Below are 11,136 nucleotides of genomic sequence, written 5' to 3' on the forward strand. Positions count from 1 at the left end.
CGCCAGAAGGTGTGCGCACAGGCGCGTAGGGGAGGTACAATATGACAGATCAAGACCGTCCATGGACGGCCTTTTACGGCCCGTCTGTGCGCAAGGACATCACCGACACTCATTACCGGACGGTCGGCGATCTGGTGAGCGCGACGGCGCATCTTTATGGGAAAGCTCCTGCATTCACGGCCTGTTTGCCCAACGGCATGAACGGCACGCTTAGTTTTGCGCAAGTCGATGAGATGTCGGACGCGCTGGCGATTTATCTGCGCGAGACGGCGGGGTTGGCCAAGGGGGACCGGGTCGCGCTGCAGGTTCCCAACGGGCTGTCCTTTCCCGTTGCCGCTTTTGCGGTGATGAAAGCGGGCTGCATTCTGGTGAATGTGAACCCGCTTTATACGGCTGAAGAAATGGCGCATCAGTTTGCTGATGCCACGCCGAACGCTTTGATTGTCGTCGATATGTTTGCCGACAAGTTGCCGGGGGCGATCAAGGGACATCCGATCCCCAATATCATTGTCACGCAGGTGGCTGAGTTCCTGCCTGCGGCCCCGCGCGGGATTGTGCGGCTGGTGCAGAAATACTGGGACAAGACGCTGCATCCCATTGATTTGCCTCACATTCGTCTGCCCGAGGCCATTGCCGCGGGGCGCGCCATGCGTGCGGGCAAAAGCATCGCGGTGGAGGAGTATCGCAACGAGGTTTCCCCAGACGATGTGGCGTGCCTGCAATATACCGGCGGCACCACGGGTGTGTCGAAAGGGGCGATGCTGACCCATGCCAACCTCATCACCAATATGGAACAGGTGATGGAGCTGATTACGGGGGTTGAGAAAGGCAAGGAGGTCGCGCTGACGGCTTTGCCGATGTATCACATCTTTGCCTTCACGGTGAACCTGCTTGGGTTTTATTGGCTCGGCGCGCGGAACATCCTGATCCCCAATCCACGGCCTTTGAGCAATCTCAAGCGGGCGTTCGAGAACTACAATGTGACGTGGATGAGCGGTGTGAACACGCTCTTTAACGGGCTGAGCAATGAGGTCTGGTTTCTGGACACGCCGCCGAAGGATCTAAAATTTGCCTCGGCAGGTGGAATGGCGCTGCAAAGCTCTGTCGCCAAGCGCTGGGAGGACGTCACGGGAAAACCCGTCTTGGAAGGCTACGGGCTGACCGAAAGCTCTCCGGTTTTGACGTTCAACCCGCTGGGCAAGACGCGGGCGGGGTCGATCGGGATCCCGCTGCCGTCGACCTATCTCGCCTGCGTGGATGAGGACGGCACACCGGTGCCGCAAGGCGAGGCGGGGGAGATCGCGGCATTGGGGCCGCAGATCATGAAAGGTTATTGGAACCGCCCGGACGAGACCGACAAGACCATGCGCGAAGGCTGGTTGCTGACGGGCGATATCGGCGTGATGGACCCGGACGGGTATTTCCGCATTGTGGACCGCAAGAAGGACATGATCCTCGTATCGGGCTTCAACGTCTACCCCAACGAGATCGAGGATTGCCTGACACAGCATCCCGGCATCTCGGAGGCGGCGGTGATCGGTGTGCCCGACAATGCGGCGGGCGAGAAGATCAAAGCCTTTGTCGTGCTGCATGATGACGGGCTTTCGGGCGAGGATATCCGCGCCTACTGCAAGGAGCATCTGACGGCCTATAAAGTGCCCAAGCTGGTGGAGGCGCGTGAAGATCTGCCGAAGTCGAATGTCGGAAAAATCCTGCGCAAAGACTTGCGCGCAGAAGAAGTTGAAACGAATTCAGCGGCTTGAAGCCGTCTCTTAATGTAGGGAGAACGGCGCATGGTCGGACCTTTGGAACAAGCAATCCTGGCGCTTATGATCTTTGTGATCATGCTGGGAATGGGAGCGTCGCTGACGCCGCGGGACTTCGTTTTGGCGTTGAAGCGCCCGTATGGATTGGCGATTGGCGTGATCTCGCAATATGGGTTCATGCCGCTTTTGGGCTTCGTCTTGGCCTTTACCTTGCCGGTATCCGAGCCGATCCAGTTGGGCATTCTGATCATGGCCTGCATGCCGGGCGGGACGACATCTAATATCTTTACCTACTTCTCGAAGGGGAACCTCGCGTTGTCGGTATTGATGACGGTCACGTCCACGGTGTTTGGGGTGATCCTGATCCCGATTGTGCTGGTGCTCTATGCGGGCGCTTTGGATCTGGAGATTCCGCGCGAAAACATCATTGCGACCCTGGTTTTGCTGCTGGTGCCAGTGGGCATCGGGATGGTGCTGCGCAAGTGGAACGCCAATGTGGGGGCTGTCACCGAGTTCATGGGGTCGATGCTGGCGGTGTTCTTCATTCTGTTCCTGATCGTGTCCTGGATCCCGCGTAACTGGGGCTTCCTGATGGAGACGACATGGGGGACTTACTTCGCCTCTATCGCGCTGGGGTTGGTGGGGATCACGATTGGCTATAACTTTGCGAAAGCGTTGAAGCTGCATCCGCGCAATGCGCGGACTGTGGCGCTGGAAACGGGTATCCAGAATGGGCCGCTGGCCATTGCCATCATTGCGTTTACCTTTGCGGGGACCGAGGCGCAGGCGATCATGGCGGTGCCGGTGCTGTATTCGCTGTTCATCGTGATCGTATCGACGCTCGTCACGTTCTATTTCCGGCGCGTGAATACGGCGGCGGAACAAGCGATGCCGGACGGATTGTTGTGAGGGGCGGAAACTCTTGTGCCTTTACGCAGGGCGGAGACGGGCGACCTGAGCGTCGATCCGGTCAAGTTGGGTTTGCTTTTCGCTATCCTCCAGGAACGATGCTTTGAAGCTGTTGCGGGCAAGGGTGACGATCTGAGGCTCTGTCAGGGTCAACGCATCGGCCACAGCACGGTAATTGTCGTTCAGGTAGCCTCCGAAATAGCTGGGATCGTCGGAGTTCACAGTGACCAGCAGGTTTGCCTCGAGGGCTTTTTTGACGGGCGCTGCGCTGAGGTCGGGGATGCCTTTCAGGCGCAGGTTTGAGATCGGGCACATCGTCAGTGGCGTTTGCTGTTGGGCGAGGCGCTGGGTGAGGGCGGCGTCCTTGAGCGCCGAATTGCCGTGATCCACGCGTGAGACGCCAAGCAGGTCGAGAGAATTGGCAACGTTTTCCGGAGGGCCTTCTTCGCCAGCATGGGCGACGGCGACAAAGCCTTCCTTGCGGGCTTCGGCAAAGACGCGTTCGAATTTCTCGGGCGGGTGGCCCTGTTCGGAGCTGTCGAGGCCGACGGCGAAGATGTGATCTTTGTGTTTGCAGGCGCAAGCGAGGGTGTCGAACGCCTCTTCTTCCGAGAGGTGGCGCAAGAAGCACATGATGAGCTTGGAGGAGATGCCGAGCTCGCGGTGGGCTTGTTCCAGCGCGCTGGTGATCCCGGCGAGCACGGTTTCAAAGGCGATGCCGCGCTCCATATGGGCTTGGGGGTCGAAGAATATCTCGGCATGGGTAAGGCCGTCGGCGTGGACCTTGGTCAGATAGGCCCATGTCAGATCATGAAAATCGCGTTCCTCGATCAGGACGGACATGCCAAGGTAATAGACATCCAGAAAGTCCTGCAGATTGTCGAATTGGTAGGCGGCGCGCACGTCTTCGACGGTATCATACGGCAGGGTGATCTTGTTGCGCTTGGCCAGTGCCAGCATCATTTCAGGCTCAAGCGTGCCTTCGATATGCAAGTGCAGTTCTGCTTTGGGCAGGGTGTCGATCAACTGGTGGACATTGGATGTCATGGCGCGCTCCTATTTGGGGCAGGGTAGGCGCGCCAGCAGGCTTAGTCGAGGGTCAGTGCAAGCCCGAGGATCAGTTCGAAGCCTGCGACCTCGTGATCGATATTGGAGCCGCTGCCATCCGCCCCAGTGTGGATCGGAGGGGAGGTGACATAGCGCGCTTCGATCAGGGCGGATTTACGGGCGGTGAGGGGCCGGGTGATGCGCGCGCCGAGCAGGGCATAGGGCGCAGTGTCGTCGATGCTGCGGTCAAGACCGGGACCGGTGATGTCACCCGCCGTGTGGCGAAGACCTGCGCCAGCACCGATGGCGTAGACAGCTCTGCCGGTGGTGGCGACGGGCAGCCAGACATTGGCGCCAAGGCGCTGCGTGCGCAGTTTGGCTTTATAGCCAAGACGGCGGCCCCATGCTGTGGGCGCGGTCTTGCCATCAAGGGTGACGGGGGCCGCGATGTGGCCTTCGGCTTCGACGGTCAGACGCTTGGTTTTGCGAGCAACACGCAGGCTCAGCGCGTTGGTCTGCGCGTGCTGGGAATGGTGGAGCGAAGAGACGGTGCGGGCGGTGTTCTTGCCATCAAACTCGTGCTTGTCCCAGCCTTGAGAGGCGCCGAAGACAAGCGCGGTTTCGGCGGCCTGGACGGGCAGGGCAAGGGTCAGCAGGAGGGGGATCAGGGCAAGGTAGCGCATCGTCGTTCACTCTTCGTTAAGGCCCCCGCCTTTGGGAGGGGTGTAGGGTGAACACCGTGTCAAAGCGACGGTTTTGTTAAGGGGTGGTTAATGGGCAGCGGCTGCGACGCGGCCATCAAAAGAGAGGCCGGAGATTGCCGGTCCGATGAGCTTTGAGGGGCTGAGGGATTGCAAACCCATACGAAAGAAAAAGCCGCACCCGAGGGCGCGGCTTTCTTTAATTTGCGGTGAGCGAGAGACCTTAGTCTTTCTGCTCTTCCTCGTCGTTGCTTTCTGCAGCTTCGACAGCTTCTGCGGAGGCAGGAGCGTCTTCGGCCAGATCGTCGAGAGCGGCGCCGCCGATATCGTCGAAGAGCTCGGCAATCTCGAACTCGGCTTCCGCTTCGGCTTCTGCGGCGAGTTCCTGAATGGATTTGCCGGAGGCTTGCAGTTCGGCTTCCTCGGTCGAGCGGGCGACGTTTAATTCGATTGTCGCTTCAACTTCGGGGTGCAGGCGGATGAAGACCTCGTGGATGCCCAGCTCTTTGATCGGGCTGGACAGCTCGACCTGACGACGCTCGATGGTGAAGCCATCTGCGGTTGCGGCATCGGCGGCGTCACGGGTGGTGACGGAGCCATAGAGCGACCCGGCGTCAGAGGCCTGACGAATCACGATGAACTGCTGACCATTCAGCTTGTCCGCCATCGCGTCGGCTTCTTTCTTGGTCTCAAGGTTCTGAGCTTCGAGCTGCGCTTTCTGCTCTTCGAAGTTGGCGACATTGGCTTTGGAAGCCGTCAGCGCCTTGCCTTGGGGCAGAAGGTAGTTGCGGGCATAGCCGGGCTTGACGTCCACGACTTCGCCCATCTGGCCGAGCTTGGCCACACGTTCCAGAAGGATAACTTGCATGTGCTTTCTCCTTACTTGACGGCGTAGGGCAGCAGGGCGAGGAAGCGGGCGCGTTTGATGGCGCGGGCCAGCTCACGCTGCTTCTTGGCCGAGACGGCGGTGATGCGGGACGGAACGATCTTGCCACGCTCAGAGATGTAGCGCTGCAGAAGACGTGTGTCTTTGTAGTCAATCGCGGGTGCGTTCTCACCAGAGAAGGGGCACACTTTGCGACGGCGGAAAAACGGTTTGGCTGCCATGGGTTAGGCTCCTTTTCTCAGATCAATCAGCGGCGGCGGTCGCCGCGGTCACCGCGGTCGCGCTCGTCGCGTTTCTGCATCTGGACCGAGGGTCCTTCGGCGTGCTCGTCGACCTTGATGGTCAGGACGCGCATCACGTCGTCATGCAGGCGCATCAGGCGTTCCATCTCCTGCACGGCCGGTGCGGGGGCATCGGTGCGCAGATAGGCGTAGTGGCCCTTGCGGTTCTTGTTGATCTTGTAGGCCATCGTTTTGACGCCCCAGTACTCGTTGTCCACCAGCGTACCGCCGTTGTCCGAGAGAACTGTTCCGAAATGTTCGATGAGGCTTTCGGCCTGCGCGTTGGACAAGTCCTGACGCGAAATGAAGACATGCTCATAAAGGGGCATGCGCACTCCAATCTAATTTTCAAGCGCACTTCAAAGACCGGGGATGAGACCTTTGCGGCCCGGTCACGAGAGGATGCGCGGTTCAAGCGTTCTCGCAAAGGAAGCCGCCTTATACCTGCGCGGGGGCAAAGTGCAAGTGGCGCAATTGTGGCTGCGTTCCCCGAATTGCGCCCGCGGTTTTCCTTTTCCTTGCCCTAGTCCTGCCCTGATTGGACGCAATCGTCGGTTGCAGGGGGAAAAAGGGATAAGAGCCATGAATGCAGTAACAGAGTTTTCAGGTGTTCCGGTAGAGAGTGAGACACCCAAGCGCGCGTTTCAGGTTGATGAAACACATTGGGGATATATCGTAAAATCCATGGAGGAGGCTGATGCGCCCATCCTTCTGCGCCAGGCCATAAGCTGGTTTATGGGCACATCGCTGATGGTGGCGATTGTCGGCCTTTGGGCAATGCCCGGCGCGATGTTTGATGGCGAGACATTGATTATCAAGCTGGGTTTGACGGCGATCTTTATGGCCTTTGCGGGTTTATGCTTCTGGCTGGCCTCTCGTGGCATGCGCACGGAGGTGCAATTTGATCTGGTCCGCAACGAGATCCGGTCCGTGGCGCGCAATGGCAAGGGAGCCGTGACGTTGCTGGATCGTTTGACCTTTGAGGACGTTGGCAGTGTCTTTGTGAGCCCTAGCCAGCATGGCACCGAACAGGCCAAGCTGGTTCTGCGTCTGGGCTGCAGCCCGCATCTTCTGGATGTCGCTCATGGTCGCGAGGACGCCTTGAGCGTTTTGCGCGACCGGATCGGCATGGATATGCTGAACCCATCAATCGCCGCGCCGCGCAAGTCTTTGCAGGCGTTGCAGGCCGTGCCGGGGTCGGCACGCAGTCGAAAGCACGTGGCCGCCTGACGGTCACCATCAGTTCGAAAAAAAACCTGAAAAGCCCGGCTCTTTGGTCGGGCTTTTGTTTGTCAATGAACACAGAGTGTTGAGCTTTGTGGTGTTGTCAAAAACAAAGGGAAGCCGACATTGTAAGTTTGTATACTTGCAAACCACGGAGCGACCCTGCGATGAAATCCATTCTGCTTGCCACCACCCTTGCCGCCGCCACAGCCACAGCCACAGCTGTTGCTGCCGAGCCTGTGAAATACATGCTCGATTCCAGCCATTCTCAGGTTTTGTTCAGCTATGACCATCTGGGCTATTCGACCACGTTTGGCATGTTCTCGGGCTTTGAAGGCGAGATCATGTTTGATCAGGAGAACCCCGCCAATTCGAGCGTGAATGTTTCTATGCCTTTGATGTCGATGTTCACGGGATGGGAGCAGCGCGAGGCGCATTTCATGTCCGATGATTTCTTTGGAGCAACTGAAGAGGACATGATCACGTTCACCTCGACCGAGATTGAAGTGACTGGCGAGGACACAGCGCTTATCACCGGCGATCTGACGATGAACGACATCACCCAGAGCGTTGTTCTGGATGCCAAGCTGAACGGCACGGGCACGCACCCGATGGCGCAGAAGGAATGGGCCGGCTTTGATGCGACGACAACGCTTAAGCGCTCTGACTTCGGTGTGGGGGCTTTTGCTCCGGCCGTGTCGGATGAGGTTGATGTGCGTATTTCGCTTGAAGCGGCTATCGCGGACAGCTGATCCGTCTGAATGTCTTGAAGAAAGCGCTTCGGGGAACCGGGGCGCTTTTTTCGTGGGCTGGTGTCGCGGGTCAGGGGGCTGTGGGGTTGGCCTCGATATTGATCGTGACCGTGACCGGATAGGCGAGGCTGGTCTCGTCGGTCATGTTGTCGCCGATGCCGAAGTCGCGGCGGTCGAGCGTCAGGGTCGTGCTCATGAAGGCGGTGTCGCCTTCAAAGCCCAGATCGAAGGGCATGGTGAGGGGGACGCTGTTGTCTTTGATCGTCAGAGTGCCGGTCGCGATATGGCTGGCCCCGCCTTCGCTGATATCGGCTTCAAAGACGGCGGTGGGGAATTCGGGCGTGTTAAAATAGTCCGGTCCCATTGCCTGGTCAGTGACAGAGCCGAGTGTGAGCGAGGGGATGGCGATGGTCGTGCGCACAGTGCCTTTCGCATCAGCGGGGGCGTTGCGATCATAGTCGATCTGGGTTGTCCACTCGGCAAACTCCCCTTCGACAGTCGCACCGAATTGCGTGATCGCGATGGCGATGCGGCTGCTTTCGGCGACGATTTCCCACCCGGAGGAGGTTTCTTCTAGTTGCGGCACGGCGGCGACGGTGTCTTTTGCCGCAAAGAGGCCAAGTCCGGCTCCGATGACGAGAGCGGCGGCCCATGCGCCCAAAGCAAGCGCGGGGGCTGCGGCTTTGCTTTGGTGTGGCGGCAGGTCGGGTAATTGCGGTGTGCCGATCATGCGGCGCAGGGTTTGGTCTTTGTCGACGAAGTGATGCTTGAGAGCGCCTGCGATATGCAGGATCAGAGAGGCGGCCAGGACGCGTTCGAAGATGATGTGCAGACTGGCGAAAGTATGAGCGAGGGCGTCGTCTTTTGGCACGAAGGGCAGGTTCTGGCCAAAGGGCCACCAGATTGGAGCAAAGCCTGTCGTGGCGGCGTGGTGAATCCAGCCGGAGAGCGGGACCAGCAGGAGCGAGCCATAGAGCAGCCAGTGGACCGTTTGCGCGGCGAGCGTTTCGAGCTTGCGGTCCGGGTGCAGCTCGGCGGGTTTGGGTTGGCTGATCGCCCAGGCGATGCGGGCGAGGGCCACGAAAAAGACCGTCACGCCAAGGGTCTTATGCAGCGAGAAGAGGAAGGCCTTGCGGGCCAGTTGCTCGGACGTGTCATAGGGCAGCTGGTTGGCGATGATGCCCAGCGGGATCAGCGTGATGATCAGGGCGGCTGTCAGCCAGTGGAAGGTCTTGGTCAGGCTTCCATAGTGTTGAGCAGTGTTGGCGAGGGGCATCAGGCTCTCCGGGCGGTTGTTGCTGGGAAGGTAGGGCAGTGTTGTGCCTGCGCAAAGGCCCGATCTCGCACAGCGCGTGTGCATCGGTGATTGCGCGCCGAAGCCACGCGCGGTATTTGCGGCAAAAGCTGTTGAGGAGGGTATCCATGAGCCGAGCATTCGTTTTCCCCGGGCAAGGGGCGCAGACCATCGGAATGGGCAAGGCGCTGGCGGAGGCCTATCCGGCCTCGAAGGCCGTGTTTGACGAGGTCGATGCGGCGCTGGGCGAGGATTTGTCCGGGCTGATCTGGGAGGGCGAGCAGGACACGCTGACCCTGACCCAGAATGCGCAGCCAGCGTTGATGGCCATGTCGATTGCAGTGATGCGGGCGCTGGAAGCGGAAGGGGTGTCGGTTGAGGCCGCGTCTTATGTGGCGGGGCATTCTTTGGGGGAGTATTCGGCCTTGGCGGCATCCGGTGCTTTGAGTGTGGGCGATGCGGCTGTTTTGTTGCGCGCGCGCGGGCAGGCGATGCAGGCGGCGGTGCCGGTGGGTGTCGGTGCCATGGCGGCGCTGTTGGGGCTGGATTTTGCAGCGGTGCAAGAGGTGGCGGCCGAGGCGGCACAAGATGAGGTCTGCGAGGCAGCCAACGACAACGACCCGGGACAGGTGGTTGTGTCAGGGCATAAGGCGGCTGTTGAACGGGCTGTCGAGATTGCGAAAGGCAAGGGCGCAAAGCGGGCGGTCTTGTTGCCGGTGAGTGCGCCGTTCCATTGCTCTTTGATGCAGCCCGCCGCAGACGCCATGGCAGGCGCTTTGGGCGATGTGACGATTCATGCGCCGAATGTGCCGGTGGTCGCCAATGTCGTGGCAGAGGCCGTCAGCGATCCGGAGCAGATTCGCGCGCTGCTGGTGGAGCAGATCACGGCGTCGGTCCGGTGGCGCGAAAGCGTGGCATGGATGGGCACGCAGGGCGTGACCGAGATTTGGGAGATCGGGGCCGGGAAGGCTCTGATCGGAATGGTGCGCCGGATTGATCGCGGGATCGCGACGCGCGCGCTGAGCACGCCCGAGGATATCGCGGCGGCTGTGGAAAGCATGGAATAGGGGCAGATATGTTTGATTTAGCAGGGAAAAACGCGCTGATTACGGGCGCATCTGGCGGGATCGGTGGCGAGATTGCCAAGGCGCTGCATCAGGCGGGGGCGACCGTTGGGCTTTCTGGCACACGGGTTGAGCCGTTGGAGGCGCTGGCCGCTGAGCTTGGCGAGCGGGCGCATGTGCTGCCGTGCAATCTGAGCGACATGGAGGCGGTGGACGCGCTGCCCAAGCAGGCGGCAGAGGCGATGGGATCGGTCGATGTGCTGGTCAATAACGCTGGCATCACGCGGGACAATCTGTTTATGCGCATGTCGGACGAGGAATGGGCCAGCGTGTTGGCGGTGAACCTGACCGCGACGATGAAGCTTTGCAAAGGTGTGATGCGCGGCATGATGAAAGCACGGTGGGGCCGGATCGTGAATATCAGTTCGGTCGTCGGTGCCACGGGCAATCCGGGGCAGGCGAATTACGCGGCCTCCAAGGCTGGTGTCGTGGGGATGTCGAAAAGCCTTGCCTATGAGGTGGCCAGCCGGGGGATCACGGTGAACTGCGTCGCTCCGGGCTTTATCACGACGGCGATGACCGACAAACTGACCGATGAGCAGAAGTCTGCCATTTTGACCAATGTGCCTGCCGGGCGCATGGGAGATGCCGATGAAATCGGGGCGGCTGTGCTCTATCTGGCGAGCCCGGAGGCAGGTTACGTAACAGGGACGACCTTGCATGTGAATGGTGGCATGGCCATGTTCTAGGCCTGTCTTAAAGGACAGGTGAAAGCGTTTGCCTTGGCGGAAAGCTATGATATAGGCGGCGCAGATTTGATGGGGGGGAGGTCTTTTTCCCTATCGACTTTGCCCCGACGGTGGGGTGCTAAACCGCCCCTTGGGCAGCCATAAACAGGCCGCTGGCCTTATTGAGAATGAGGACTGAGACATGAGCGACGTCGCAGATCGTGTGAAAAAGATTGTTGTTGAGCATTTGGGTGTTGAAGAGGACAAGGTGACCGAAAGCGCTTCGTTCATCGATGACCTTGGCGCTGACAGCCTCGACACTGTTGAGCTTGTTATGGCTTTCGAAGAAGAGTTTGGCATCGAGATCCCCGATGACGCCGCCGAAACCATCCAGACCTTTGGCGATGCGGTGAAGTTCATCAAAGAAGCGCAGTAAGCGCATCTGACAGTTTGGAAGACGGCGTCCTTTGGGGCGCCGTTTTGC

Annotated in this window: 13 protein-coding genes; 7 read left to right on the plus strand and 6 right to left on the minus strand. The window is 59.6% G+C overall.

Annotated features, from left to right (window positions below; all coding sequences use genetic code 11):
- Positions 1-41 precede the first annotated feature (41 nt).
- Entirely contained in the window at positions 42-1,763 is a 1,722-nt protein-coding gene (locus KUW67_RS06695) for an AMP-binding protein (RefSeq protein WP_224824524.1), read from the plus strand.
- Positions 1,764-1,793: 30 nt separating this feature from the next.
- Positions 1,794-2,675 carry a bile acid:sodium symporter family protein gene (locus tag KUW67_RS06700; RefSeq protein ID WP_224824525.1) on the plus strand — a complete coding sequence of 294 codons (882 nt, stop codon included), beginning with the start codon at positions 1,794-1,796 and terminating at the stop codon, positions 2,673-2,675.
- Between the two features lie 21 nt (positions 2,676-2,696).
- On the opposite strand, the gene KUW67_RS06705 is transcribed toward KUW67_RS06700, so the two are convergent.
- From KUW67_RS06705 to rpsF, 5 genes are all read right to left on the minus strand, one after another.
- Positions 2,697-3,722 carry an adenosine deaminase gene (locus tag KUW67_RS06705; RefSeq protein WP_224824526.1) on the minus strand — a complete coding sequence of 342 codons (1,026 nt, stop codon included), beginning with the start codon at positions 3,720-3,722 and terminating at the stop codon, positions 2,697-2,699.
- A 41-nt stretch (positions 3,723-3,763) separates the two neighbouring features.
- On the minus strand, positions 3,764-4,405 hold the full coding sequence (locus tag KUW67_RS06710; RefSeq protein ID WP_224824527.1) for a hypothetical protein: 642 nt from the start codon (positions 4,403-4,405) through the stop codon (positions 3,764-3,766).
- 241 nt (positions 4,406-4,646) lie between these two features.
- Positions 4,647-5,291 carry a 50S ribosomal protein L9 gene (gene rplI, locus KUW67_RS06715; RefSeq protein WP_224824528.1) on the minus strand — a complete coding sequence of 215 codons (645 nt, stop codon included), beginning with the start codon at positions 5,289-5,291 and terminating at the stop codon, positions 4,647-4,649.
- A gap of 11 nt (positions 5,292-5,302) precedes the next feature.
- Positions 5,303-5,530 carry a 30S ribosomal protein S18 gene (gene rpsR / locus KUW67_RS06720; protein WP_028957713.1) on the minus strand — a complete coding sequence of 76 codons (228 nt, stop codon included), beginning with the start codon at positions 5,528-5,530 and terminating at the stop codon, positions 5,303-5,305.
- A 26-nt stretch (positions 5,531-5,556) separates the two neighbouring features.
- Positions 5,557-5,919 carry a 30S ribosomal protein S6 gene (gene rpsF, locus KUW67_RS06725; protein WP_224824529.1) on the minus strand — a complete coding sequence of 121 codons (363 nt, stop codon included), beginning with the start codon at positions 5,917-5,919 and terminating at the stop codon, positions 5,557-5,559.
- 253 nt (positions 5,920-6,172) lie between these two features.
- Here rpsF and KUW67_RS06730 point away from each other — a divergent pair, with 253 nt between their 5' ends.
- Entirely contained in the window at positions 6,173-6,820 is a 648-nt protein-coding gene (locus KUW67_RS06730; RefSeq protein WP_224824530.1) for a hypothetical protein, read from the plus strand.
- A gap of 161 nt (positions 6,821-6,981) precedes the next feature.
- Positions 6,982-7,566, plus strand: a complete 585-nt coding sequence (locus KUW67_RS06735) for a YceI family protein (protein WP_224824531.1) — start codon at positions 6,982-6,984, stop codon at positions 7,564-7,566.
- A 70-nt stretch (positions 7,567-7,636) separates the two neighbouring features.
- Here KUW67_RS06735 and KUW67_RS06740 read toward each other — a convergent pair whose 3' ends face one another.
- Positions 7,637-8,842: a cytochrome b/b6 domain-containing protein gene (locus KUW67_RS06740; RefSeq protein ID WP_224824532.1), complete on the minus strand. Its 1,206-nt coding sequence runs from the start codon at positions 8,840-8,842 to the stop codon at positions 7,637-7,639.
- Positions 8,843-8,988: 146 nt separating this feature from the next.
- Here KUW67_RS06740 and fabD point away from each other — a divergent pair, with 146 nt between their 5' ends.
- The 3 genes from fabD to KUW67_RS06755 all read left to right on the plus strand — a co-directional run bounded on the left by fabD (position 8,989) and on the right by KUW67_RS06755 (position 11,088).
- Positions 8,989-9,927 carry an ACP S-malonyltransferase gene (fabD, locus tag KUW67_RS06745; RefSeq protein ID WP_224824533.1) on the plus strand — a complete coding sequence of 313 codons (939 nt, stop codon included), beginning with the start codon at positions 8,989-8,991 and terminating at the stop codon, positions 9,925-9,927.
- Between the two features lie 8 nt (positions 9,928-9,935).
- Positions 9,936-10,673 carry a 3-oxoacyl-[acyl-carrier-protein] reductase gene (gene fabG, locus KUW67_RS06750; protein ID WP_224824534.1) on the plus strand — a complete coding sequence of 246 codons (738 nt, stop codon included), beginning with the start codon at positions 9,936-9,938 and terminating at the stop codon, positions 10,671-10,673.
- Between the two features lie 181 nt (positions 10,674-10,854).
- Positions 10,855-11,088, plus strand: a complete 234-nt coding sequence (locus tag KUW67_RS06755) for an acyl carrier protein (protein WP_224824535.1) — start codon at positions 10,855-10,857, stop codon at positions 11,086-11,088.
- Positions 11,089-11,136: the final 48 nt, after the last annotated feature.

This window comes from Cognatishimia sp. MH4019 (assembly GCF_020177595.1).
In the GTDB taxonomy this organism is placed as follows: Bacteria; Pseudomonadota; Alphaproteobacteria; order Rhodobacterales; family Rhodobacteraceae; genus JAHTBL01.